The organism is Streptomyces griseorubiginosus, from assembly GCF_036345115.1.
Lineage (GTDB): Bacteria > Actinomycetota > Actinomycetes > Streptomycetales > Streptomycetaceae > Streptomyces > Streptomyces griseorubiginosus_C.
In genome coordinates, this window is sequence record NZ_CP107766.1 from 2068323 (window position 1) to 2094061 (window position 25739).

A 25739-nucleotide genomic window follows, 5' to 3' on the forward strand; every position below is an offset into this window, starting at 1 on the left:
CCCAGGTCCGATCCTGTGATCGTCCTGTGCGCTGGTCGATCGGTAAGAGGGACGTAAGTCATAGGTGGTTCCATCACTTTCGTGGACACTCGGGCCCAAGGCGCCACACGGGGCGCGGCACACCTGAAAGAGTCGTTCCATGCAGGTCTGGCCTGGAGAGGCGTATCCACTCGGTGCCACGTACGACGGCGCCGGTACCAACTTCGCGGTCTTCACGGAGGCTGCGGACCGAGTAGAGCTGTGTCTGTTGCACGACGACGGCTCGGAAACGGCGGTGGAACTGCGCGAGAGCGACGCTTTCGTGCGGCACGCGTATCTGCCCGGTGTGATGCCGGGCCAGCGGTACGGCTTCCGCGCGCACGGCCCGTACGCCCCCGAGCGGGGCCTGCGCTGCAATTCGGCGAAGCTGCTGCTCGATCCGTACGCGCGCGCGATCAGCGGTTCGATCCGCTGGGGCGAGGAGGTGTACGGCTACCACTTCGACTCGCCCGACAAGCGCAACGACCTCGACTCGGCGCCGCACACCATGACGTCGGTCGTGGTCAACCCCTACTTCGACTGGGGCGACGACCGGCGGCCCCGGATCGGCTACCACGAGACGGTGATCTACGAGGCGCACGTCAAGGGCCTCACCATGCGCCACCCCGGGCTGCCCGAGGAACTCCGCGGCACCTACGCGGCCCTCGCGCACCCGGCGATCATCGAGCACCTGGTGGAGCTCGGGGTGACCACGCTGGAACTGATGCCGGTCCACCAGTTCGTGAACGACCACCGCCTGGTCGACATGGGCCTGAACAATTACTGGGGCTACAACACCATCGGCTTCTTCGCCCCGCACAACGCGTACGCCTCCTGGGGCGACCGCGGTCAGCAGGTCCTGGAGTTCAAGTCGGCGGTCCGGGCGCTGCACGAGGCCGGGATCGAGGTCATCCTGGACGTCGTCTACAACCACACCGCCGAGGGCAACCACCTGGGCCCGACGCTGTCCTTCAAGGGCCTCGACAACCCGCAGTACTACCGCCTGACCGACGACCAGCGGTACTACATGGACACCACGGGCACCGGGAACTCCCTGCTGATGCGGTCCCCGCACGTCCTCCAGCTGATCATGGACTCGCTCCGGTACTGGGTCACCGAGATGCACGTCGACGGTTTCCGCTTCGACCTGGCGGCCACGCTGGCCCGGCAGTTCCACGAGGTGGACCGGCTGTCGTCGTTCTTCGACCTGGTGCAGCAGGACCCGGTGGTCTCCCAGGTGAAGCTGATCGCCGAGCCGTGGGACGTGGGCGAGGGCGGCTACCAGGTGGGCAACTTCCCGCCGCTGTGGACCGAGTGGAACGGCAAGTACCGCGACACCGTACGGGACCTGTGGCGGGGCGAGCCGCGGGCGCTCGCGGAGTTCGCGTCCCGGCTCACGGGTTCCTCGGACCTGTACCAGGACGACGGCCGCCGGCCGCTCGCCTCCATCAACTTCGTGACCTGCCACGACGGTTTCACCCTGCGTGACCTCGTCTCGTACAACGACAAGCACAACGAGGCCAACGGCGAGGACAACCGGGACGGCGAGAGCCACAACCGATCCTGGAACTGCGGGGCGGAAGGGGAGACGAACGACCCGGCGGTGCGGGAGCTGCGCGCCCGGCAGATGCGCAACTTCATCGCCACGCTGATGCTGTCCCAGGGCGTGCCGATGATCAGTCACGGCGACGAGGTGGCCCGCACCCAGGGCGGCAACAACAACGCCTATTGCCAGGACAGCGAGATCGCCTGGGTGACCTGGCCGGAGTCGGCGGAGGCGGCGGGGCTCGGCAGCGAGCTGCTGGACTTCACGCGCGCGATGGTGTGGCTGCGCAAGGACCATCCGGTCTTCCGGCGCCGCCGCTTCTTCCACGGACGGCCCGTGGAGGGCACCCATGACGAGCTCTCCGACATCGCCTGGTTCACCCCCGAGGGCAAGGAGATGACCCAGCGGGACTGGGACCGGGCGCAGGCCTCGGCCCTGACGGTGTTCCTCAACGGCAACGCGATCTCCGAGCCCGGCGCCCGCGGGGAGCGGATCACCGACGACTCGTTCCTGCTGATGTTCAACGCCTCGCCGAAGACGCTGGACTTCGTGGTGCCGGTCAACCACGGCCGGCAGTGGCAGGTCGTGGTCGACACCGGCCGCCCGGACGGGGTACCGCCGGGCACGGGGGCGAAGGTGCAGGCCGGGGACCGGCTGACCCTGGTGGACCGGAGCATGACGGTGCTCCAGCGGCCGGTCTAGGAGGGCGCACGAGGACGCACATGGAGCACGCGATGACACGAAAGGCGGCAGGGCGGGTACGTAGGTTCGCATGACACCTGAGCGATCCGCCCCGGCCGTGCCGACGGCCACGTACCGGCTCCAGTTGCAGCCCGAGTTCCCGTTCGGGGCCGCGGCGGCCGCCGTGCCGTACCTGGCCTCGCTCGGCGTCTCGCATCTGCACCTGTCCCCCGTCCTGGAGGCCGTGCCCGGTTCGACGCACGGCTACGACGTCGTCGACCCCGCGCGCGTGCGCGGGGAACTCGGCGGCGAGGACGGGCTGCGGGCGCTGTCGCGCACCGCGCGGGAGCACGGGCTCGGGCTGGTGCTGGACATCGTGCCGAACCACATGGCGATGGCCCCGCGGCACAACCGCGCCCTGTGGGAGGTGCTGCGGGAGGGCCCGAAGTCGCCGTACGCGCGCTGGTTCGACATCGACTGGGAGGCGCAGGGCGGCCAGGTGCTGCTGCCGGTGCTGGGGCGGCCGGTCGGCGCGGAGCTGGGCAACCTCACGGTGGACGGCGACGTCCTGCGCTACTACGACCATGTGTTCCCGCTCCGCGAGGGCACCGGGGAGCTGCCGCTGCCGCAGCTCCTGGACGCGCAGTGGTACCGCCTCGGCTGGTGGCGGCTGGCCCGTACGGAGCTCAACTACCGGCGCTTCTTCAGCATCTCCGAGCTGATCGGGGTGCGGGTGGAGGACCCGGAGGTGTTCGAGGCGACCCACGCCAAGGTCCTCCAGCTGCTGCACGAGGGGGTGGTGGACGGGCTGCGGATCGACCACCCGGACGGGCTCGCCGACCCCGACGGCTACCTCCTGCGGCTCCACGAGGCGACCGGCGGCCGCTGGACGGTCGTGGAGAAGATCCTCGCGGACGGCGAGCACCTGCCCGCCTCCTGGCCGGTGGCCGGGACGACCGGCTACGACGCCCTCAGGCACCTCGACGGGCTGTTCACGGACCCCGCGGGGTTCGGGGAACTCCTCGGCCAGTACCGGCGCTTCGCGGCCCCGCAGACGGACCGCGGCGGCGACTGGGCGGCGACGGTACGGCGGGCCGCGTACAAGGTGATCACGCACGAGCTGGCGGCCGAGACCGAGCGGCTGACCCGGGTGGCGGTACGCGTGTGTGCCACCTCCCCGGAGCCCGCGCTGCGCGACCGGGCGCCCTGGGCGCTGCGCACCGCGCTCCAGGAGCTGCTGGTGCGCATGGAGGTCTACCGGCCCTACGCCTCCTCGGACGCCGCCGCCGTGGTCACCGAGGAGGCCGCGGCCGAGGCCCGGCTCGCCTTCGTGGTCCCCGAGGAGGCGGAGGCCGTGGACGTCGTACGGGATCTGGTGCTGGGGCGGGCCGGTGACGGGCCGGAGCACGTGGAGTTCCGGACCCGGTTCGCGCAGACCTCGTCGGCGCTGCGGGCCAAGTCCGTGGAGGACACGGCGTTCTACCGGTACGTGCCGCTGCTGTCGGCGACCGAGGTGGGCGGGAACCCGGGGAGCCCGGCCGTCCCCGTCGAGGACTTCCACGCCTACTGCGCGCGCGTGCAGCGGGACTGGCCGCTGACGGGGACGGTCGCCTCGACGCACGACACCAAGCGCAGCGCCGATGTGCGGGCGGCGCTGGCCGTGCTCACCGAGTGCCCCGAGTGGTGGGCGGACACGCTGGCGGAGGTGACGCGTGCCGGTGACGGGGTTCCCGACGCGCAGCTGGCGTGGGCGGCCTGGCAGACGGTGTTCGGGCTCGGCCCCGCGGAACCCGGGCGGGTGCGGGAGGCGCTGCTGAAGCATGTGCGCGAGGCGGGCCTGTACACGAGCTGGACGGAGCAGGAGCCGGCGTACGAGGAGGCGGTGGCGGCGTTCGTCGCGGCCGGGCCGTGCGGGCCGCAGGGCGAGCGGGTGGCCGAGCTGCGGAGCCGGCTGCGGCCGCACATCCTGGCGAACGAGCTGGGCGCGGCCCTGGTGCAGCTGACCATGCCCGGGGTGCCCGACGTGTACCAGGGCACGGAGGGCGAGTACCTGGCGCTGGTGGACCCGGACAACCGGCGGGTCGTGGGGTTCCCGCCGGAGGACTCCGGCGACAAGGGCGCGCTCACCGCGGCGGCGCTGCGGCTGCGCCGACGGCGGCCGGAGGCCTTCGGGGAGGCGGCGACCTATGAGCCGTTGGCCGCCGAGGGGCCCGCTTCGGCGCACTGCGTGGCCTTCGCGCGCTCCGGGAAGGTGGTCACCGCGGTGACCCGGCTGTCGCTGCGGCTCGCGGAGGCGGGCGGCTGGCGGGAGACGGTGCTGCCGCTGCCGGCCGGGGTGTGGAGCGACGTGCTGGTGCCGGAACGGGAGTTCTCGGGACAGGTACGGCTGGCGGAGCTGTTCGGCGAGTCGCCGGTGGCCCTGCTGGAGCGGGTGGGTGGGGCGGAGTGAGGGGACGGGGTGGGTGGTCGGGGCCCGGGGCGGGCGGTCGGGGCCGGGGTGGGCGGTCTGGACCGGGGCGGGCGGTCGGGGTCGGGTGAGAGCGGCTGGGGCGCACGGGGCTGGGTGAGAGCGGCTGGGGCGGACGGGTCCGGCGTGGGCTTCTTCATCGCACGCCGTGGCGTCGCTCTCGCGACCGGCTCACGCCCGCGCATGCTCCCGGGGTTCGTGCGGGGCGGCCGGCGCGCGGTGGCGAGCGATGACGCGCTGTCCGCGACCGGGGCCCATGTGTCGCTGCTGCCGCTGCGGGCGCCGAGGTGCCCCTGTGTCCGGCCCTGAGCGGCGGTGCGGCCGGGCCACTGTTGGGGCGCGGAGGCAGGGACGTAGGCGGGACTTAGGCGGGGGCGGCCCCGTCGGCACCTACGGCTCTACCCGCTGCCGGTAAATGCCTCTGGGCGCCCCCTGGAGCCTCCCCCTCGGCGTCCTTGACAGCTCAACCAGAGCGTGGGGTACTGCGGATTGCGAGGCCGGTCGGACAGGTCGGGGGTGAGTCTCCTGCCGGAGCTGCGCTACCCCACGGTGCCCGAACTTGTCTTCTCCGCCCGGGCGTTGGCCGCCAGACGGCCCGGCGTCTGCCGGCTGCGGCAGGTGGGCGTCTCACGCGCGGGCAGGCCCCTTGAGTTGCTGTCCGTCGGCCACTCCCCACGGGCCGTCCTGGTCGTCGCCGGCGCCCACGCCAACGAACCGGCGGGCGGCCCCGCGGCCCTGGCGGTGGCGGAAAGGGTACTGGCCGAGCCGGAGTTGCGGGCGGACACCTCCTGGCACTTCCTGCTGTGCGCGGATCCCGACGGGGCGAGTCTCCATGTCACCCCGGCCCCGCGCAGCCTGTTCGACTACCACCTCGGCTTCTTCCGGCCGGCCGGCGAGGAGCAGCCCGAGTGGGCCCCGTCGATGCTGCCGCCCGACCGGCTGCCCCCCGAGACCCGCGCGCTGACCGCGGTGATCGACGAGCTGCGGCCCTACCTCCAGGTGACCCTGCACGGCACCGATCTGGGCGGCAGCTGGGTGCAGTTGACGAAGGACGTCCCCGGTCTCGCCGAGCCGTTCGCCAAGTCCGCGGCGCAGCTGCACATCCCGGTGGAGACCGGCGCCTCGGACGCGGCGGGCTGGCCGGCCCTGGGCCCGGGGGTGCATGTGATGCCCGCGCCGGGCGCGGGGGCGGCGTACCCGAGCATGCCGGACGACGCCCGGCGCAGCACCTGGTACCACGCGCACCGTTACGGCGGTCTGACCGCGGTCGTGGAGGTGCCGATGTGGGCGAGCGACCTGGTGGACGATCCGGCGCCGCATCCGGCCCCGGCGGCGGCGATGCGGCGGCTGGCGGGCCGGCTGCTGCGGGAGTCGCGGGCGGTGGAGCGGGTACTGGCGGACGCGCGGCCGCGTCTGGAGGGCGCCGACGGGCCGTTGCTGCGGGCGGCCACCTGGGGCCTGGAGCTGGTGCCGGGGCTGGCCGCGGACTGGATCCACACCCGTCCCGCCGACGACACCAGGGCGTACATCGGCAGTGTGGACGCGTTCTCCCGGCGGCTGCCGCTGCGGGCGGCGGCCATGCTGCTGCGGGTCCTGCGGGAGACCGACGACCGTGCGGCGCCGCGTCTGGAACGGCTCGTGAAGGCCTGGAGCGACTCCTTCGCGGAGCGCTTCCGGGCCCGCTGGGTGCCGTTGGAGCACCAGGTGGAGCACCAGGCCCGCACGGTCGTGGCGGTGGCGCTGCACGCGCGTGCACGGGCCGGCTGAGGACGACGCGACGCCATGCGCGTGCGTGCGCTTCAGTCGCGTACGTCAGCTCTCCAGGGCGAACACCGCCCCGGTCCGCGCCTCCATCACGCAGCCGTTCGAGAAGGTCTGCCGGTACTCGACCGGCCGGCCGCCCCACTGTCCGCGCGCCTGGACGGTGACCGGCGCGTAGACCATCGGGCAGTACACGTCGGCGGCCGGAAGGGCACCGATGTCGCCTCCGGCGGCGTCGAGCTGGGCGCAGGCCTCGGTGGCGCGGCCGTGGCCCTGGGGCGGGTCGCACAGCAGGAGGGTGCCGCGGGTGTCGCTGGAGCGGCTGTCGCCCTTGGTGACCAGGAGGTAGAGGTAGTCGCCGCCGGACCGGGCCTCTGCCGGGGCGGGTCCCGCGGCGGCCAGCAGCAGGGCGGCCGTCGCCGTCAGACCCGCGCGCGCCGCTCGTCGCCGTGCTGTCGCTGTGGTGGTGTGCGTCATTCCCGATGCATCGGCACGGCGGCCTCGGAACCCCACCCGGGCTCACCCGAACGGGAGCACGCGGGCGCGTACCGTGCGGCGAGCTCGAAGGCGGCGAGCACGACCCGGGACTGGTACTCGATCTGGCGCGGGACCGGGATCCAGCGGGCCCCGCAGCCGTCGCGGTAGTCGGCGCACCACAGGTCGATGAGCCGGTCCAGCTCCGGCAGCGCGCCCGCCGGGTCGACGCCCGCGCGGGTGACGAGCTGGTGGAGGAGTCCGGCGGTGCGCAGGGCCAGGCGTCGGCCCGCGATGCGCAGTGCGGTCAGGTGGCCGGCGCTGAGCGGGGGCAGCGGGCGGCCGCCGTCGGTGACGTCGGGGTCCCAGGCGTCGGCGAGGCCGGGGCCGACCAGTAAATAGTCCTCGACCGGGGAGAGCAGCCGCGCCGCGTCCGGGGTGTCCGAGACATGCGGGCGGATCCGGGCCAGGACGTCCTCCAGGAGCCGCGCGTCGTGGCGCAGGGCGTGGCTGACGGTCCGCAGCACTGCGGCCCCGTCGGCGGGCGTACCGGCGTCCTCGACGGCGGCCACGCCCCACATGGGCGCCTCCACGACGGCGGTCACGGTGCCGTACGGGTGCGGGTGGTACCAGGTCGACTCGACGGCGGCTTCCGTTATGGCGGCGGCCAGGTCGCCCCGGCGCGGCGGCGGGATGCGGTAGACGGCCGGGCCCAGGCACGGCCAGTAGAGCGTGTCGTACGGTCCGACCTCGCGCGGGATGCGCAGCCGGGCGGCGGTGTGGGCGACGTGCCGGGCGATGCCGGGCAGGTCGTGGGTGAGTTCGACGAAGCCGCCGCCGACGTCGACGCCGTGCAGGGAGCACTGGAGGAAGGGGCGCAGCTCGTCCTGGAGGGCGAGGAGGGTGCGGGTCTCCGGGAGCGCGGCGGCCTCCGCTCCGTCCGGGAGCCACTCCGGCTGTTCGCCGAAGCCCGGCCGGAAGAAGTTCCGGAAGTAGCGGTCGAGGGAGTACGGGCCGCGCAGCCAGCCCTCGTTGCGGCGCAGGCCGTCGGGGTCGAGGCAGAGCAGGAGGTTCCAGGTGGCGTCGGCCCCCGCGGTGAGCCGGGTGTCGGCCAGGGCCCGCTCGGCGAGTCGGAGGACGGTGCCGCCGCCCACGGGCTCGTTGGCGTGCGGTCCGGCGACGACGAGGGCCTGGCGGCTGCCGTGGCCGACGGAGAGCAGCCACAGCGGGTTGCCCGCGCGTGAGGTGCCGACCCGGCGCAGCCGGGCGTCCGCGGGATGGCGGGCGACGAGCGCCGCGGCCCGTGCGCCCAGCTCGTCGACGGTCGGGTAGCGGAGGAGGGGCGGCAGGGCACACCTCCACAATGTGGTGCCGTCGGTTCACCTGGTGTGCATGGTGTACGCACAGTCAGTCACGAGTTGGGGGGTACGTCAACACCGTGCGGAGGAAAGGGCTTTGGGTCGCGACGGCACGTAAAGCCCAGGCCAGAGGTGAGGTTGGGCTCAGTTGACCGCGAGCCGGAAGGCCATCCGCCCGAACCCGACCTGGTCGCCCTCACGGACGACGGCGGCACCGATGACCCGACGGCCGTTCACGGTGGTGCCGTTGGTGGAGCCGAGATCGCGCAGCACCCACATGCCGCCCTGCCGGGTCAGTTCGGCGTGCACACGGGAGACCGTCTCGTGGGTCAGCCTGAGGCCGTTCGCCGGATCCCGTCCGATGCGCAGCGCGTGACCGCTGCCGGGGTGCGGCAGCAACAGCTTGGGCAGCCGCTCGGCCTGCCACGCCCTGCGCAGCCGTACGGTGAAGCCGGAGACCGCCTCGACGGTGCCGAACACCAGCCGGGAGACGCGGTTCTCCTGGGGCAGATCGGCGGTGAGCGCGGCGAGTTCGTCGGACCGGCGGGCGATGAGGGCCAGTTCCATGCGGCGCACGAACGTGTCGTGCGACAGGCGGCCCATGGCGACGCCGTCACGGAGCACCTTCAGCGCCTTGTCGCGCTCCACGTCGGAGAGCCGCGCGGGGTACGTGTTGAACTCGAAGGACGACGTCACGTTGGTGATTGTCGGGCAGTGAACCCCGGGTGTCCAGAAAACGAGACAACGGCCGCCACGCGCGCGTACCTGACGACACCTGCCACAAAGGGGCTGATTCCGAGGCGGATTGATCGTGTTTGAAGCACCATGGACGGGCTACATCCCGGTGAGCCGACGAAGGGGACCGTCCGTGCAGTTCGAGGTGTGGGCACCGCAGGCCGGCCGTGTGACGCTCCATTGCGAGGGCGCCACGCGCGCGTTGGAGCGCGATCCGGACCGCGCGGGATGGTGGTGGACGCAGGCGGAGGCCGGGGACGGCACCCGCTACGGATACGCGCTGGACGACGGCCCGGTGCTGCCCGATCCGCGCTCCCGGCGCCAGCCGGACGGCCCGGACGGGCCCAGCGCGGTCGTCGAGCACGAGCGCTACGCCTGGCGTACCCACTGGGCGGGCCGCCCCCTGCCGGGCGCGGTCCTGTACGAGCTGCACGTGGGCACCTACACGCCCGAGGGCACGCTGGACGCGGCCGCCGCCCGCCTTGAACACCTCGTCGAACTCGGCGTGACCCATGTCGAGTTGATGCCGCTGTGCCCCTTCCCCGGGCGCCACGGCTGGGGCTACGAGGGCGTCTCCCTGTGGGCCGTGCACGAGCCCTACGGCGGCCCCGAGGCCCTGAAGCGTTTCGTGGACCGCGCCCATGAACTGGGCCTCGGGGTCGTCCTGGACGTGGTGCACAACCACCTCGGCCCGTCGGGCAACTACCTGCCCGCCTTCGGGCCGTACTTCACGGACACGCATCACACTCCCTGGGGTTCCGCGGTCAACCTGGACGCGCCCGGCTCGGACGAGGTGCGCGCGTATCTGCTGGGCAGCGCGCTGTCCTGGCTGCGGGACTACCGGATCGACGGGCTGCGCCTGGACGCCGTGCACGCGCTGGCGGACACCCGCGCGTGCCACTTCCTCGAGGAGCTGTCGACGGCTGTCGACGCCCTCGCCGCCGACCTGGGGCGGCCGCTGTTCCTGATCGCCGAGTCGGACCTGAACGACCCGCGGCTCATCACGCCCCGCGCGCAGGGCGGTCTCGGGCTGCACGCGCAGTGGAACGACGACTTCCACCACGCCCTGCACACCGCGCTGACCGGCGAGTCCCAGGGTTACTACGCCGACTTCGCCCGCGCTCCCCTGGCCGCGCTCGCCAAGACGCTCACCGGCGGTTACTTCCACGACGGCACCTGGTCCAGCTTCCGCGGCCGCGGCCACGGGCGTCCGCTGGACCGCACCCGCGTGGCGGCGCACCGGCTGCTCGGCTACTCCCAGACCCACGACCAGGTCGGCAACCGCGCCCAGGGCGACCGGCTGGCGGCCTCCCTTTCCCCCGGTCTGGCGGCCTGCGCGGCGGCGCTGGTGCTGACCGCGCCCTTCACGCCCATGCTGTTCATGGGTGAGGAGTGGGCGGCGGGCACGCCCTGGCAGTTCTTCACCGACCACACCGATCCCGAGCTCGCCGAGGCCGTACGGCGGGGCAGGCGGCGGGAGTTCGCGGAGCACGGCTGGGCCGAGGAGGACGTGCCCGACCCGCAGGACCCGGCGACCCGGGACCGCTCCTGCCTCGACTGGTCCGAGCTCGGGCGCGAACCCCACGCGCGCGTGCTGGCCTGGTACCGCCGGCTCCTCGCGCTGCGGCACGAACAGCCGGACATCACCGACCCGGACCTCGCCGACACCAAGGTCGCCTACGACGAGGACCAGCGCTGGCTCGCCTTCCGCCGCGGGGACGTCCGGGTGGCCGTGAACCTCGCGAAGTCCCCGGCGGCCATCCCCCTGGGTCCCCGCGAGGCCCGTGTCCTGGCGGCCTGGGAGCCGGTGGAGGCACCGGGCGCGGACGGGGTGCTGCATGTGCCCGGCGAGTCGTGCGTGGTGCTGCTCCAGGCATGACCTGACGGCTCCTCCCTCGCCTCCCCTGCTCAGGCGAGGGCGGACAGGGCGGGCGCTCCCTGGTGGTGGGCCCGTATGCGCAGGCCTCGGACGACGATCACGCCGAGTCGGACGACGACCTCCCCGAAGGCCATGAGGACCAGGGCGGCCACCCACGCCTGCGCACTGGTGATGTCGTGCTCGGCGGAGAAGTGGGCGATGTGCGCCCCGCCGGAGGTGTGGGAGGTCCAGACCGCGAAGCCGAGCCGGAAGCCCATGCTGACCACCCACAGCGCCGCCGCGCCCAGGGTCGCCTTGACCCGTATGTGCCCGTCGGCGAATCGCACGCGGGTGATCAGGCCCCCGGCCAGTCCGAAGGCGATCCCGATTCCGGCGAACAGCCCGATCAGCAGGGGGTCGTTGCCCGCCGTGGGGATGTGGTGCAGGTAGGTGGTGCCCGCCCAGGTGATCAGGGCGAGGGGCAGCAGCACCGTGCGAAGGGTCAGCCGCTCCTCGCGCAGCTGCCGGAAGACCACGAGGAGAAGCGCCACGTCGATGAGCCAGTCGGAGATCGTCATGCTTCGACTATCCGGCTCGGACCCGGTCACGCGCCTCGGCCCAGGGGTGGACGGCGGGTGGAAAAGTGCAGGTGGAGACGGCTCCACCCACCCGTCTACAGTTCCGCGTCGTCCGTCTCCTCGTCCCGCAGTTCCGTGACCCGTTCCAGCAGGATCGCCTCCCAGGCGCGGCCGAGGCGGGTCCTCAGGAGGCCGAGCGGCGCGCCCTGCCGGCGTTCGAGGGCCGCGGCGAGGTGGATCACGGTGTCGCAGCGGGCGAGCCAGAGGCCGCGCAGGCAGGGGCGGGCGCCGTACCCGGCGAGGGTGGCGGCGCGGACGGCGGCGGGGGCACCGACGGCGACGGCGAGGCCCGCGATGTCCTCGGCGGGGTCGCCGACGATCGTGTCGGTCCAGTCGAGGACGCCCCGCACCCGGCCGTCGGCGCTGACCACGAGGTGTTCGCCGGTCAGGGCGTGGTGCACGAGGACCGCGCTGCCGGGCTGCGCGGCGAGCTGGACCGCGGCGGCCGAGGTGAGCTGCTGGAGCCGGGCCGGGTCGAACTCGTCTGCCGCGCGCAGGAGTTCGGCGGCCCGGCCGGCCTCCCGGCGCAGCGCCTCGAGGGAGCGCGGGGCGAGGCGCGGGACGCCGAGCGCCTCCGCCTGCCGTACGGGCACCTCGCGCAGTCCGGTGAGCAGCCCGGCCAGGTCGGCCTCGCCGACGGCGGAGACGTCGTGCTCCTCCGCCGAGCCGCCGGGCACCTTGGTGTCCAGCGTGTACGCCAGCCCTGGCGCCCACTCGCCCTGCGCGACGCTGGTCGGCACCGCGACCGGGACGTGCGGGCGGACCAGGTCGCGCAGGCGCAGTTCGCGGCGTCGGCGGGTCGCGGCCGCGCGGTCGGCGGAGAGGCGCAGCACATGGCGGGTGCCGACCCACCAGGTGGCGTGCTCGCCGCCCTCGGCGACGGGCCGGACCTCGGGCCCGCCGGTGTCCGCCGTGCCGTCCTTGAGCAGGGAACGGACCAGCCGGCGGACCGTGTCCGCGGTGGGTGTCGGTGCCTGGGTCATGGTCGCGCCGTAGTCAGTCGAGGGGTGGAAGGGCTCCTGGGGGTTCGGTCAGTCCACTATGACCATCTCGCGGGTCGTGTCGTTGAGCCTGCGGCCGCCGTCCTCGGTGACCGTGACGATGTCCTCGATGCGTACCCCGAAACGGCCCGGCAGATAGACACCGGGCTCCACGGAGAAGCACATGCCCGGCACGAGGGGCTGTTCCTCGCCCTCGATCATGTACGGCGGTTCGTGCGTGGTGACGCCGATGCCGTGCCCGGTGCGGTGGATGAAGTACGCGCCGTACCCGGCGTCCGCGATGACCGCGCGGGCTGCCCGGTCGACCTCCTGGCAGGCCGCTCCGGGCCGTACCGCGCCGTAGCCCGCCTCCTGGGCCGCGCGGACGAGGTCGTGCACCCGGCGTTCCTCGTCGGTGGGTTCGCCGACGTGGACCGTGCGGGAGGTGTCGGAGCCGTAGCCGTCCTTGAGGCCGCCGAAGTCGAGGACGACCATGTCGCCGCGTTCGATGACCCGGTCGCCGACCTCGTGGTGCGGGTTGGCGCCGTTCGGTCCTGAGGCGACGATGGTGAAGTCGACCTGGGAGTGGCCGAAGCGGCGCAGCAGGCCGGCGAGGTCGGCGGCGACCTCGGACTCCCGGCGGCCGCCGAAGGGAACCTTCCGGATCTCCTCGAACGCCGCGTCGGCGGCCGCGCCCGCCGCTGCCAGCAGCTCCAGTTCCGCCCGGTCCTTGACGGCCCGGAGCATCGGCAGGGCCTCGGTGAGCGAGGCGTACGACGTGCCGGGCAGTGCCTTCTGGAGGCCCAGCAGGTGCATGGCCCAGGCGTTGTCGCTGATCCCGAACCGGCCGCCGGTGTCGAGGAGGGCGGCGGTGGCGGCGTACGGGTCCTTGCCGTCGGTCCAGTCCCGCAGGGTCAGGGCGCTCGCGCCGGCGGCCTTGGCGGCGTCCGGGGCCTCCAGGGTGGGGACGACGAGGACGGGTTCCTGGCCGGGGGCGAGGACCAGCAGGGTGAGGCGTTCGGTGGCGGCGGTGGGCGCGTAGCCGGTGAGCCAGACCAGGTCCGGCCCCGGGGCCACCAGCAGGCCCGCGAGCCCTGCCTCGGCGGCCGACCGGGCCGCGCGCTCCATGCGCGCCCTGTAGTCGTCGGCGGCGAAGGGCGCTGCGGTGCCGGTCATCCGGGCCTCCCTGGGCGGGTGTGGGTCTTGGGCAGCATCCTGCCCGTACGGCGTGGGCGGCGCGAGCCGGTCGACACGTCTTTCCGGCGCCGCGCGTAAAGCGCCTCCCGCGCGTCAGCTCTCCCGGCCCTCGTCGTCGGCACCGACGTTCCGTTCCGACTCGCCTCGACTAACGGAAGAGGCTTGCCCAACCATTATTCCTAATGCTTGGATCAATCCAAGCCATTAGAGGAGGGGGTACGGTCGTGCTCGTACTCGCACACATCAGCGATCTGCATCTCGACGGAACCGCTCGGGCGACGGAGCGCGCCGAGCGGGTGCGTGACCGGTTGTGGGGGTTGCCGGGGCGGGTGGACGCCCTGCTGGTGACCGGTGACATCGCGGACCACGGCGCCGAGGCGGAGTACGAGGAGGCCGCGCGGCTGCTGGGACTGCACGAGGCCGACACGCCGTTCCCGGTGCTCACCTGCCCGGGCAACCACGACAGCCGCGGCCCGTACCGCAAGGCCCTGCTGCGGCAGCCGGCGGCCGACGGGTCGGTGAACAGCGTGCGGGTCTTCGACGGCGGCGCGGTCCTGATGTGCGACTCCAGCATCCCGGGGAGCGACGAGGGGGCGCTGGACGAGGAGACGTACGACTGGATCGAGGCGACCCTCGACGAACTGGACGGGAGGGTTCCAGCACTGTTGGCCTTCCACCACCCGCCGGTGGCGCTGCACCACCCGCTGCCCGACTCCTACCAGCTGCACGGGTCCGGGCGGCTGGCCGCGCTGCTGGAGCGGCGGCCCGAGATCGCCGGGCTGATCACCGGCCATGCGCACACGCCCGCGGCGACCGTGTTCGCCGGGCGGCCGCTGGTGATCGGCCCCGGGGTGACCTGGACGCTGCGGCTGCCCTGGGAGGGCGAGCAGGTGGCGGACCGGGAGGCGCCGGTGGGGCTGGCGTTCCATGTCCTGGATGACGAGGCGCGGTTGACGACGCACTTCAGGGTGGTCGTGTGACGGCACCGTTCCGCATCGGCGCCCGCCGTGCCGCGAGGGCTCATGTCACCACGCCCGGCACGGCCGTCAACTGCTGGTAGCCCCCGCCGCGGTGGCGGACCGTCAGGACGATCTCGCGGCCGGAGCGGGCGTCGGCGACGGCTCGCGCGAGGTCGTCGGCCGTGTCGATCCGGGTGCGGCCGAACCCGAGCAGTACGTCACCGCGGACCAGCCCCGCCGTGAAGCCCGGGCCCGGGACGTGGACGCCCACCACCAGCGCGCCCGACCTCTCGGCGTCCACGACCTCCAGGCCGAGCGTCGCGACGGCGGGCGCGGTCGACGGGGCCGGCGTCGGTGTCGCGGACGACGGGGAGGGGCTCGGGTGCACCGAGGCGGACGGGCCGCCCGGGTGCAACCCGACCTGCCGTTGCAGTTCGGCCAGTCTGCTCATCCCGATCACGGTGGCGCCCACCGTCCCGAGGCCGACCCCCGACAGCACCAGGACGGCCGCGACGAACAGGCCGGACAGCAGGGTCGTGAGCCGGCGGCCGCGCCGGCGCGCGGCGTGCGGGCGCCGGGCGGGCCCGGGCTTCCTGCCACCGGTCTCCTGACCGGGCATCGGCTTGGGGCGCAACGCAGTCTGTTCCATGGATCGCCTCCGGCTGGATCACCACCGGGTGGTGACTACCCGGCGCACCGGCGCGCGACGAGCCACGAACGAGTGAGACTGACGCGCGGTCAGGAGCGGGAAGCGACCGGAACCAGCAGGTCGACCAGTCCGCCGCCCCACGACCGGCACGGCGACCGGCGTCAGCCCGTGTGGCCCTCGCCGTGGCCGCCGTGGGCCCCGCCGTGGTCGAACTTCAGGGCCTCCGGGGGCATGACGACGAAGGGCCGCATCATGCCCATGTCCTCGTGCTCCAGGAAGTGGCAGTGGTACATGAAGCGGCCGTACGCCCCGTCGAACTTCCCCATGATCCGCAGCATCTGGCTGCCCGGGACCCGGTAGACGTCCTTGTAGCCCAGTTCGTTGGGCGCCAGCGGGATCGTCCGGGACGGGTCGTAGGTGATCGGCGTGCGGGTGCCGCCCACCGTCGCGTCGAAGCCCGTCACGACGTACGGGTCCCGGCCCAGCGCCTGGAAGTCGGCCAGGTGGATGTGCATCGGGTGCGGGATCGGCGCGAGGTTGAGGAAGCTCCACTGTTCGTGACTGCCCTCTGCGATGGTGAAGCCGAGACCGTCGTTGAACGTCCGCGCGGTGCGCCGGTAGGTCCTGGTGGTGCCGTCGGCGCCGGTGACCTGGATGATCCCGTCGGCGGGGAACTGGATGCCGCCGGCGTCCGCGACCTCGGCCATCTCCCAGATCTCCGGGTGCCCGCCGGAGCCCTTGGTGCCGGGCGGGGTGAGCACGATCAGGCGGTGGCCGTGCGGGATGTCGTGCGAGTAGCGGCGGAAGGAGCCGGAGAGCACCTCGGGCAGTTCGAAGGTGTCGGTGTCACAGCCCTCCCGGACCCGGAACTCCATGACCGCCGGATAGCGCACGCCGCCCGCCGGGTCGGGCGTGCCCGCGGGCTGGTTGGGGCCCTTGTTGACCAGCCGGAGCGTACGTCCGGCGAAGGCGCGGAAGTCGACGAGCAGGTCGAATCGCTCGGCCGGGGCCGCGGTCAGCGTGGGCAGCGTGCCGTCGAAGTCGATCGGTACGGGGCGCGGCAGCAGCCCGCCGTCGCTGCCGATCTGGTGGACGATCCCCGGCACGGGGGTGTCGTCCTCGTCGAGCAGGACCAGGTCGTAGATGCGCGCGTTGGAGGCGTTGACCAGCCGGAAGCGGTACCAGCCGCTGTCCACTTCGGCGTACGGCCAGATGCGGCCGTTGACCGTGGTGTACGGGCCCGCGAACGGGATGGTGACCGGCTTGCCGGTCTCCGGGTTCTTCGCCTGGACGATGAGCGTCTTGTGCAGCAGCCGTCCGTTGAGCCGGCCGTCCTCGTCGGTGTCGAGGTTGCGGTCGGCGAGGAGCAGCGGGATCTCCCGGTCGCCGCACGGCAGTCGGAGGGCGTCCTCCTCGTCGTCGCGGACGAGGTAGGTGCCGTACAGGCCCGCCATCACGTTCCACCGGGTGATGTTCATGGCGTGGTCGTGGTACCACCACTGCACCGCCTGGTGGTCGTTCGGGTACTCGGAGAGCTGGGCGTCACCGAAGCCGACCGCGTTGTCCGCCCAGCCGTCGTTGCCGCCGCCGGTCTGCGCGCCGTGCAGGTGGGTCACCGACCAGGCGGGCAGGGCGGCGACGTCCTTGTTCGGCTCGGCGCCCTCGCGGCCGGGCAGGGTGGGCGAGGCAGGCGGCAGCACCTCGACGGAGGTGACCGGGTACTCGCTGCCCTTCGGGATGCGGTTGGTCCAGGCGATGCGGACGCGCCGGCCGCGCCGCACCTCGATGGTGGGGCCCGGCACCTGGCCGTCGTAGCCCCACATCAGGGTGGGCGGCAGCTGCGGGTGCAGGCGCACCCAGGTGGGACGCAGGGCGATCTCCGTCTCGTGCGGCACGTCGCCCGAGGCGGGGCGCAGGACGGGCGGGACGGGCAGTGGTGCGACGTACGGCGTCAGTTCGCCCGGTGCCCCTGACTCGCTCTCGGGCCGCCTCTGGTCGCTCTCCGTGATCCTGTCGATGATTTCGGTCAAGGTCCGAACACCCCCGTGTGTTCAGTCGGTTGTTGCCCTTACCTCGACAGACTCCCGACACCCCACCGAAGTTCCCTGAATGTCCCATTCCGGACGAGAAGGTTAGGAAACCGCATGCGGAACGATGAGGTCCCGTTGTCAGTGGGCGCTGTTACGTTCTGTGACATGACCGATCACGCCCTGAGGCTGCTCCGGCAGGACTCCCGGCTGGCCGAACTGGCCGGCTTCCCCTTCGACTTCTCCCTCGACCGCGCCGAGTACGGCCATGGCGAGCCGGTCCGACTCGCCTCCGGCGGCCCGCTGAAGGCCATAGCGGGCGACGACACCGGGGGCACGTACTTCCGGTGCGGGGACGGCTCCGTGCTGTACGCCGACTCGGAGGGCGGGGCCGGGATCATCGGCTCCAGCGTCGACGAGGCACTGGAGATACTGATCGGCCTGCCCGGGTGGCACGACTGCCTCCAGCTGTCCCCGGAGGACGGCGAGGAGCGGATCCTCGCGCACGTGGCCGAGGTGGAGCGGGAGATCCGCGAGGAGTGCGAGATCTCACTGGACGAGGAGCGGCTCGAACTCCGGTCCGCCCTGGGGTTCCCGGAGCGTTCGCCGGTCGAGCTGGTGCGGATGCTGCACGCCGCGCTGTCCCGCACGGAACCCGACTTCGTGCTCCTCAACGCGGAGGAGGGCCGCGCCTACGACCTGATCGGCCCGCCCCCGCCGCCGCTGTGGGAGTCGGTCCTGGCCTCGGGCCGCGCCGATCTGGCGGCGCTGCGGGCGGACGAGCGCGAGGTGTGGGAGGCGGTGGCGGAGGACGCTGTACGGCGTCGGCTCGCGCTGCGGGCCGCGCAGTTCGACCGGGTGGCGGGGGACCTGGAGCTGCTGCGGCGGTTGCTGCGGTACGAGACGCGGTCCTCGCTGACGGACGAACTGCGCCTGGCCGCGGTGCTCGTGGGGCTGCACGGACGCGTGGAGGATCTGCCGCTGCTGCACGAGGTGCGGGAGACCGACTTCGACACGGCGTGCGGCCTGAGCGAGATCCCCGGGCCGGGCGCGGACCCGGCCGAGCTGAGACAGTGGGCGCAGGACACCGACCGCGTGTTCTTCGGCACGGACCCCGCCGACGAACCGCTGTACACCTGGACCGACCTCGCCCTGGACCAGGGCCTGACCGGGCAGGCCCTGGTCGCGCTGATACGCCGGCTCGACGCGATCGAACTCGACCAGAGCCTGCTGCGCGCCGCCGACGACCCCACCCAGTTGGACACCGACGAACTGAACACACTCGCCGAGGAGTTCGAAACGCTGGGCGAGCCGGTCCAGTCAGCCAGAGCACGGCGCCTGCACTTGGCCCTCCAGGACAAACCGGCGCGACGCTGAGCCCGGGGCCCGGGGGCCCAGGGGCAGCGCTTGGGCCCCCGGGCCACAGGGCCCTTCGGCAGGCGCCGAGCACTTCGGCGAGCTGTCGCCGGCCCCGGCACGGGGGCGTGCGGACTACGGGACCAGGCCCGGAGCAGCCAGGCACCCCGCAGTTGCCGGAGCGCCTCGCCCTGCGATCGGCGGCCCGTCAGCCCGCCATCGGCAGGGTCGGGGTCCTGTCCGGGAGGAAGCCGTGGGTGCGGGTGGCCAGGTAGGTGGCTTTGTAGCGGTCGACCGTGCGGTGCCAGTGCAGGATGCCCGCCATCCAGTGCTGGAGGTCGGTCACATAGCCGCGCATCACCTCGCGTGCCTCCTCCGAGAGCCCGAAGTCGTCGTAAACGACGGGCAGTTCGTGTGCGGCGACGTGCTCGAACTGCTGCATGCGCTGGGTCATCAGGTCGTGGACGACGCGCAGCGCGGTCGGGTAGTCGATGCCGAAGAAGTTCTGCACGACGAGGATCGAGTTGTGGATCTCGCCCTCGTACTCGATCTCCTTCTGGTAGGAGAAGACGTCGTTGAGCAGGCACGCGTAGTCGACGGCGGCGTTCTCCAGGGAGCGCACGGGTCCGCTGCGGTAGACCTCGGGCGGGACCGCGGGGCCGTGGCCCATCCGGCACATGCTCATCGTGAGGTCGGAGCCGAAGGTGGCGCGCCGCATCTCCAGGTAGTCGACGGGGTCGGGCACGCGGTGGTGGATCTGGTTGGCCAGTTCCCACACCCAGCTCTCGGTCATCACGTTCACGGCGTCCTTGAGGGTGCGCCGCTGGTCCGGGGTCATCCCGGCCGTGGTGCGGGTCCACAGGTCGATCAGGCCGCGTTCCATGCCGTTGACGGGCACGAGGGTCTGTTCGCCGTCGAGGGGCATGCAGTCCGACAGACGGTGTGTGGTGAGGCGGGCGGCGGCGAGGTCGCGGCGGCCGCCGTAGACGAGGGGGTAGTAGTCGTCGCCGTAGGTGCCCCAGGCCAGCCAGTGCGAGCTGAGGTCGAGGGCCTCGGCGCTCGCGTCGGGGTCGATGCCCGCGGAGCACAACGGGAGGTCGGCCGCGGCGAGCCGGTCCTCGTCCCAGACGCCCTCCTGGAGCATGCCCATGCGGTGCATCCACTCGGTGAGGCGGGGGCGGGCGCCGGGCAGATGGGGGCTGTGCTCGACCTGGAACGGCATGTAGAAGTCGGGCAGCAGGGACGGCCCGACCTTCTGGAACGGCACATGGGTGTGGGCGCGCAGCCGCTCCGCGCCGGCCGCGGCGAGCAGGGCGCCGACGTCGGCGGCCGAGGTGCCGGGGCCGGTCAGGTTCTGCCAGGGGGAGGTGGTCTCGGCACGGGCGTTCATGTAGCGGCTGGAGCGCATGTGCCATTCGTGGCCGCCGGACTGCCAGTCCTGGAGGCCCTGGGTGTACTTGGCGACCGCTGTCACCTCGCCCGGTGAGAGACCTTTCTCCAGGGCGACGGCGGGCACCTCGGTGAGCGCGGTGTGCTCGAACTGGTGGAGACGGGAGGTGAGGACGTCGTTGACGGTGTCGGCGGCCTCCTGGGTGGTGCAGCCGAAGAAGGTCTCCAGGACCAGCACGCCGTTGCTGAGCTCGCCCTCGTCCTCGACCTCGCGCTGGTAGGAGAAGAGGTCGTTGCGCAGGTGGACGGCGTCGGAGAAGGTCTCCATCAGGACCCGCAGCGGCCGCGAACCGGCGACGGCGGCCGGCACCTCGGCCGTCGCGTACTCCACGAGACCCGCCGACCACGGGGCGCCTCCCACCTTGCGGCGCATCTCGATGTACTCGACGGGGTTGGCGATCCGGCCCTCGTTGATGTTGGAGAGCTCCCACATCGACTCGTTGAGCAGGTGCTCGGTGGCGACGGCGAAGCGGCGGCGCCAGTCGGCGGACATCGACGGCACGGTCCGCGTCCACAGATCGGCGAGGCCCGCCTCGACCGGGTTCCCGGGCTCCGGCATGGGGGTCGACAGGTCCATCGGCATGAACAGCGGCAGCCGGTCGAGGTAGGCCTTGCCGCCGGCGCGGTCCTGGGTGCGCTTGAAGATCTCCAGGAAGTGGTCGTCGAAGAAGAACACCCACACGTACCAGTCGGTGATCAGCGAGAGGGCGGGGCCGTCGCAGTCGGGGTGCGTGTAGGCGCAGAGCAGTCCGTAGTCGTGCGCGTCGAGGTCGGACTGCTCCCAGATCCCGGATCCCTCCAGCATGCCCATCTCGCGCGCCCACGCGGTCGAGTGGGCGCGTGCCTCGTCGACGTGCGGGTTCAGCCGCGCGGGGTACGGCATGTAGAAGTGCGGGAGTTCGAAGGGCTGCTGCGTCATGAGCCGGGCCCTACCCAGGGCCCCCAAGTGCCATCCGCGGGCCGGGACATGATCACACCATCGCGTGAATCGAGGGTGAATCCGGGCATTGCGGAGGGACTTGTGACGTTGCCCAGGACCCGGTCGTTCACGTCTCCTGAACTCCCTTGCCGCGTACCGCCCGCCCCACCTCCGCGCGCAGGGCGACGAACTCCGGCAGTCCCCGGGTGGCGATCTGGTCCCGCCGCCCGGGGAGCCCGACCGGCAGGTCCAGGACGATCCGCGAACCGGGGCCCGGTGACAGGACGACGACGCGGTCGCCGACGTAGACGCTCTCGTCGATGTCGTGGGTGACGAACACGATGGTCGTGCCGTCGGTGCGGTGGACCTCCAGGAGGAGGTCCTCCAGGTCCTCGCGGGTCTGGGCGTCGAGGGAGCCGAAGGGTTCGTCCATCAGCAGGAGGGTGGGGCGGCGGACGAGGGCGCGGGCGATGGCGACGCGTTGCTGCATGCCGCCGGAGAGCTGCCAGGGGTGGCGGCGGGCGGCGTCGGAGAGGCCGACGCGGTCGAGGATGCGGTCGGCCTCGGCGCGTCGTTCGGCCCGGCCGAGGCTACGGCGGCGCAGCGCCAGCGCGACGTTGTCGCGGACGGTGAGCCAGGGGAAGAGGGAGCGGCCGTAGTCCTGGAAGACGACGGCGAGACTGTCGGGGACGCCGGTGACGGGGGCGCCGTCGATCGTGACGGTGCCTTCGCGGGCGGGCAGCAGACCGGCGATGGTCCGCAGCAGGGTGGACTTGCCGCAGCCGGACGGGCCGACGACGCACAGGAGTTGGCCTGCGGGGACGGTGAGGGTGATGTCGTGCAGGACCCGGTGGTCGCCGTAGTGCTGGCTGACCGCGGTGAGCTGGAGCATGCGGTCGGTGCCGGGGCCATGGGTGCGGGGGGCGTGGCTCATGTGGCTCATGTGGGCCTTTCCCTGCCGAGCAGCCGTTTCTCGACGGCCAGCAGGCCGGTGTTGAGCAGATGGCCGAGGACGCCCAGCAGGACCAGCGCCGCCCACACGGTGAGCAGGTCGGAACGGGTCTGGGCCTCGGTGAGCGTGAAGCCGATGCCGTTCGCGGTGCCCGGCAGGAGTTCCGAGAACACCATGAGGATGAGGGAGAGCGAAAGGCTCAGGCGCAGTCCGGCGAAGATGCGGGGCAGGGCGGAGGGCAGGACGAGGAACCAGAGGCGTTCGGCGGGGTTGAGGCGCAGGACGGCGGCGACGTCGAGCCGCAGGGGGTCGGTGTTGCGTACGCCGGCGGCGGTGTTGATCAGTACCGGCCAGACGGCGCTGAAGGTGATCGAGGCGATCTGCATCGGCGTGCCGAAGGCGAAGACCACGACGAAGACGGGGACCAGGGCGGGGGGTGGGACGGCGCGGGCGAACTGGAGGACGGGGTTGCACAGCGCGTAGGCCCGCCGTGAGCGGCCGACCGCGACGCCGAGCGCGATCCCGGCGAGGGCGGCCAGTGCGAACCCGGCGGCCATCCGTCCGAGGCTGGGCAGGATGTCGGCCGCGGCGGCCGAGCTGAGGAAGAGGTGCCGGGCGGGTCCGTCGAACCACAGGTCGTGCATGTGACGGGCGATGCGGTCGGGGGGCGGGAAGTAGACACTGCCGTGGGCCCTTGCGGCCAACTCCCAGGCCGCGACGGCGAGGAGGAGAACGAGCCGGCGGAGGAGGGCGGGGTGGGCGGCCACTCGGGAACTGGGCGTGGCTGTATGTGGGACTAGCGGCCGGGCCGAGCGGTTGGGGGGTGGCTGGGGAGCCGACGAGCTGCCCGGGCGGCTTCCGGACGGTTCCCCCAACTCCCCGTCCCGAGCCGCACCCCATTCCTCCTCCCCGCCTTCCTTCATCCGCCGCTCGCCCCCACCCCACCCGTCCCCCGGTGTTCCGGCGTCCACGGAAACAGTCGTCGTTCGGCCCACACCAGCGCTCCGTTGATCGCCAGCCCCAGAACACCGGCCCACACCACCCCCGCCAGGACATCCCGCGTGCCGTCCGTGGCCAGGCCGGCCTGGGCGATGAAGATGCCGAGGCCCTCGCCGAAGCCGGAGAGGATCTCCGTGGCGACGGCGAGGATGAGGGCGACCGCGGCGGAGATGCGGATGCCGGCGGCGATGAAGGGGGCCGTGGCGGGGAGTTCGGCGCGCAGGAGGACCGCGAGGCGGCCGAAGCCGAAGGCGCGCAGGGTGTCCTTGGTGAGGGGATCGGTCTCGCCCAGGCCGTAGACGGTGTTGAAGAGGACCGGCCACACCGAGGCGTAGGCGATCAGCGCGACCTCGGTCTCGGTCCCGGAGCCCAGCAGCAGGGACACCAGCGGGATGAGCGCGACGGACGGCAGCGGCCGCAGCAGCTCGACGATCGCCCGGGCGGCCGCGTCGACGAGCGGCACACTGCCCAGCAGCAGCCCGAGCGGTACGGCGACGGTGCAGGCGAGGGCGAGTCCGAGCGCCCAGGCGCGCAGGGTCGCCCCGATGCCGTCGAGGAAGACGGGGTCACCCGCCAACTCCACCGCGCGGGAGACGACTTCGGAGGCCGGCGGGAGGTGACTGCGACGGACCAGGCCCGCCCGGCTCACCGCCTCGCACACGCCGAAGGCGAGCAGCACCCCGAGCAGCCCGAGCCACCACTCCTGACCGGCCCGCACCCACCGACACGCCCTCAGCCACCGACGCGCCCACAACCCCCGCACCGGGCAGGCCTCTCACTTCACCAGCAGCGACGCCGGATCGAGCGGCTTCTTCAACATCTTCTGCTTCCGCATGAGTTCGGTGACCCGCGCGATCTGCGTCCCGTCCATGGTCGCCGGATACACCGGCAGGTCGATCTTCTCCGCCTGCTCCTTGGTGACCTTGGTGTACGTCGGCAGCACCGCCCGCACGAGCGACGGATCCGCGTCGGCGAGCCGCACGGCGGCCTTGAGGGCCCGTTGGAACCGGGCCAGCGCGTCCGCGTTCTTCCCGGCGTACGCCGACGTCGTGATGTATCCGCTGAGCGGGATCGCCCCGACGGGCACCGAGGCCCCGTCCACCAGCACCCTCGCCCCCGACTCGTCCTGGATGGCGCTGTCGAAGGGTTCGACCGCGTGCACGGCGTCGACCTGTCCCTTGTCCAGGGCCGCACCCATCTGCGGGAAGGGGATCTGCCGGTAGACGGGCGAGCCGACACCGTGCTCGGCCAGGATCTCGTTGAAGGTCAGCGACTGGACGTTGTTGAGGACGTTGACGGCGAGTTTCCTGCCCTCGAGGTCGGCGAGCGTCTTGATGTCGGAGTCCTTCGGCACGAGGACGTCCATCATGCGCGGCGCCGCCCGGATCGCCTCGGCGACGATCCGGATATCGAGAGTGCCCTGGTCCTGGGCCTGGAAGTAGGTGACGTAGTTCGCGCTCGCGACCATGTCGATCTGCCCCTTGGACAGGGCCGGGAGCGCCTGGAGGCTCTGCTGGATCTGCTGGATGCGGACGTCGAGCCCCTCCTTCTCGAAGAGCCCGCGGTTCTGCGCGATGTACAGCATGGCGCAGTCGCTCAGGGGCAGCGCGGCCACCCTGACCGTCGTACGCCCGCCGCCGGAGGACCCGGAGTCCCCGTCACCGCCGCACGCCGTGAGGGCCAGCACGAGCGCGGCCGCAGCGGCCGCCGCCTTCCCACTTCCCGAACGCCAAGGTCGTAACGCCATTCGGGCATGATGACCCATCGATTGACATGATCACTACATCAAGGTCAGCCGATTCGTCACTTCGCAGTCAGCCGCATCGTCATTTCACGGTCAGCCGATTCGTCACTCCATGCTGAAGTGCGAAAGGACCTCCTCCGCCACCCATGCGAGCGCGTCGGACAGCGCCTCGGTGGCGACCGGCAGCCACAGCGAACAGGCGGTGAGCCCGGCGTCGGCGAGCTCCCCCAGCTCCTCGCGCACCCGCTCGGCGGTCGGCGCGGCTCCGCCCAACGGCCGCCGGCCGGACGGCTGTACGACGGCCTCGAAGCCCGGCGGTACGAGCACCTGACCCGCCGTCAGCTCCAGCGGCGTGGCCGGATCCCGCCCCGCCTCCTCCCCGAGCCCCGCCAACCGGCCCCGCACCTCGGCGAGTCCGGCCGCGTCGAGGCCGAAACCGTGCCATGCGTCGCCGTACCGCACAGCCCGGCGCAGAGCGGCGTCACTGTGTCCGCCGACCCACACGGGCGGCCCCCCGGGAGTACGCGGCCGCACCCCGAGCCGTACCTCCGCCTCGTCCCGCCACAACTTCCTTACGATGTCCAGCTGTTCGTCGGCCCGGCGGCCCCGTCCGGCGAACGGGACTCCGGCCGCGTCGAACTCCGCGGTGTCCCAGCCGGTGCCGACACCGAGGGTGAGGCGACCGCCCGACAGGCGATCGAGCGTGGCGGCCTGGTGAGCCACGACGGCCGGGTTGTACAGGGGCAGGATGAGGACGCTGGTGACCAGGCCGATCCTGCTGGTCGCCCCCGCCGTCGCCGACAGCAGGACCAGCGGGTCCGGCGTCACCCCCGTCGCTCCGGCCAGCAGATGACTGCTCGCGATGATGTGGTCGAAGCCCAACTCCTCAGCGGTACGGGCGGTTTCGAGGACGCCGTCGAGCTCGTCCTCATGAGCGGGCCACAGTCGGTGCGGAGCGACTCCCAGACGCAT

20 protein-coding genes are annotated in these 25739 nt (G+C 72.5%); 6 read left to right on the plus strand and 14 right to left on the minus strand.

The features are described from left to right. Positions 1-139: 139 nt before the first annotated feature. From glgX to OHN19_RS09400, 3 genes are all read left to right on the plus strand, one after another. Positions 140-2266 (plus strand): glycogen debranching protein GlgX, encoded by a 2127-nt coding sequence (gene glgX / locus OHN19_RS09390; protein ID WP_330263742.1) that lies wholly within the window; start codon positions 140-142, stop codon positions 2264-2266. A 70-nt stretch (positions 2267-2336) separates the two neighbouring features. Then, positions 2337-4694: a malto-oligosyltrehalose synthase gene (gene treY / locus OHN19_RS09395; protein WP_330263743.1), complete on the plus strand. Its 2358-nt coding sequence runs from the start codon at positions 2337-2339 to the stop codon at positions 4692-4694. A gap of 534 nt (positions 4695-5228) precedes the next feature. Continuing rightward, positions 5229-6479: a M14 family zinc carboxypeptidase gene (locus tag OHN19_RS09400; RefSeq protein ID WP_330263744.1), complete on the plus strand. Its 1251-nt coding sequence runs from the start codon at positions 5229-5231 to the stop codon at positions 6477-6479. A 45-nt stretch (positions 6480-6524) separates the two neighbouring features. Here the strand turns inward: OHN19_RS09400 and OHN19_RS09405 are convergent, their stop codons facing one another. The 3 genes from OHN19_RS09405 to OHN19_RS09415 form a co-directional block, all read right to left on the minus strand. After that, positions 6525-6950, minus strand: a complete 426-nt coding sequence (locus OHN19_RS09405) for an SSI family serine proteinase inhibitor (protein ID WP_330263745.1) — start codon at positions 6948-6950, stop codon at positions 6525-6527. Continuing rightward, positions 6947-8311: a M14 family zinc carboxypeptidase gene (locus OHN19_RS09410; RefSeq protein WP_330263746.1), complete on the minus strand. Its 1365-nt coding sequence runs from the start codon at positions 8309-8311 to the stop codon at positions 6947-6949. Before OHN19_RS09410 ends, OHN19_RS09405 begins: the two co-directional genes overlap by 4 nt. Positions 8312-8449: 138 nt before the next feature. After that, on the minus strand, positions 8450-9001 hold the full coding sequence (locus OHN19_RS09415) for a DUF1707 and FHA domain-containing protein (RefSeq protein ID WP_330263747.1): 552 nt from the start codon (positions 8999-9001) through the stop codon (positions 8450-8452). Positions 9002-9173: 172 nt separating this feature from the next. Here OHN19_RS09415 and treZ point away from each other — a divergent pair, with 172 nt between their 5' ends. Continuing rightward, positions 9174-10919: a malto-oligosyltrehalose trehalohydrolase gene (treZ, locus tag OHN19_RS09420; RefSeq protein WP_330263748.1), complete on the plus strand. Its 1746-nt coding sequence runs from the start codon at positions 9174-9176 to the stop codon at positions 10917-10919. Between the two features lie 29 nt (positions 10920-10948). Here treZ and OHN19_RS09425 read toward each other — a convergent pair whose 3' ends face one another. The 3 genes from OHN19_RS09425 to OHN19_RS09435 all read right to left on the minus strand — a co-directional run bounded on the left by OHN19_RS09425 (position 10949) and on the right by OHN19_RS09435 (position 13692). Continuing rightward, the gene (locus tag OHN19_RS09425) at positions 10949-11476 is read right to left on the minus strand and encodes a hypothetical protein (RefSeq protein WP_330263749.1); all 528 of its coding nucleotides are present in this window, start codon (positions 11474-11476) and stop codon (positions 10949-10951) included. Positions 11477-11571: 95 nt separating this feature from the next. Beyond that, entirely contained in the window at positions 11572-12519 is a 948-nt protein-coding gene (locus OHN19_RS09430) for a phosphotransferase (RefSeq protein ID WP_330263750.1), read from the minus strand. A gap of 48 nt (positions 12520-12567) precedes the next feature. Then, positions 12568-13692 (minus strand): aminopeptidase P family protein, encoded by a 1125-nt coding sequence (locus tag OHN19_RS09435; protein WP_330263751.1) that lies wholly within the window; start codon positions 13690-13692, stop codon positions 12568-12570. A gap of 245 nt (positions 13693-13937) precedes the next feature. On the opposite strand from OHN19_RS09435, the gene OHN19_RS09440 reads away from it, so the two are divergent. Then, positions 13938-14693 carry a metallophosphoesterase gene (locus OHN19_RS09440; protein WP_330263752.1) on the plus strand — a complete coding sequence of 252 codons (756 nt, stop codon included), beginning with the start codon at positions 13938-13940 and terminating at the stop codon, positions 14691-14693. A gap of 40 nt (positions 14694-14733) precedes the next feature. Here OHN19_RS09440 and OHN19_RS09445 read toward each other — a convergent pair whose 3' ends face one another. Together OHN19_RS09445 and phsA are read right to left on the minus strand one after the other, a co-directional pair. Next, positions 14734-15321, minus strand: a complete 588-nt coding sequence (locus OHN19_RS09445) for a PDZ domain-containing protein (protein WP_330263753.1) — start codon at positions 15319-15321, stop codon at positions 14734-14736. A gap of 161 nt (positions 15322-15482) precedes the next feature. Then, the gene (gene phsA / locus OHN19_RS09450) at positions 15483-17351 is read right to left on the minus strand and encodes an O-aminophenol oxidase PhsA (RefSeq protein ID WP_330263754.1); all 1869 of its coding nucleotides are present in this window, start codon (positions 17349-17351) and stop codon (positions 15483-15485) included. A 165-nt stretch (positions 17352-17516) separates the two neighbouring features. Between phsA and OHN19_RS09455 the strand changes: the two genes are divergently transcribed. After that, the gene (locus OHN19_RS09455; protein WP_330263755.1) at positions 17517-18725 is read left to right on the plus strand and encodes a hypothetical protein; all 1209 of its coding nucleotides are present in this window, start codon (positions 17517-17519) and stop codon (positions 18723-18725) included. A gap of 187 nt (positions 18726-18912) precedes the next feature. Here OHN19_RS09455 and cyc2 read toward each other — a convergent pair whose 3' ends face one another. The 6 genes from cyc2 to OHN19_RS09485 form a co-directional block, all read right to left on the minus strand. Beyond that, positions 18913-21072 (minus strand): germacradienol/geosmin synthase Cyc2, encoded by a 2160-nt coding sequence (gene cyc2 / locus OHN19_RS09460; RefSeq protein WP_330263756.1) that lies wholly within the window; start codon positions 21070-21072, stop codon positions 18913-18915. A 127-nt stretch (positions 21073-21199) separates the two neighbouring features. Next, positions 21200-21964, minus strand: a complete 765-nt coding sequence (locus OHN19_RS09465) for an ABC transporter ATP-binding protein (RefSeq protein ID WP_330269565.1) — start codon at positions 21962-21964, stop codon at positions 21200-21202. Positions 21965-22011: 47 nt separating this feature from the next. Then, entirely contained in the window at positions 22012-22791 is a 780-nt protein-coding gene (locus OHN19_RS09470; protein ID WP_330263757.1) for an ABC transporter permease, read from the minus strand. Between the two features lie 152 nt (positions 22792-22943). Next, positions 22944-23741: an ABC transporter permease gene (locus OHN19_RS09475; protein WP_330263758.1), complete on the minus strand. Its 798-nt coding sequence runs from the start codon at positions 23739-23741 to the stop codon at positions 22944-22946. A 57-nt stretch (positions 23742-23798) separates the two neighbouring features. After that, entirely contained in the window at positions 23799-24770 is a 972-nt protein-coding gene (locus OHN19_RS09480; RefSeq protein WP_330263759.1) for an ABC transporter substrate-binding protein, read from the minus strand. Positions 24771-24872: 102 nt separating this feature from the next. Further along, positions 24873-25739, minus strand: coding sequence for a TIGR03619 family F420-dependent LLM class oxidoreductase (locus OHN19_RS09485; protein WP_330263760.1), 867 nt, complete (start codon positions 25737-25739; stop codon positions 24873-24875).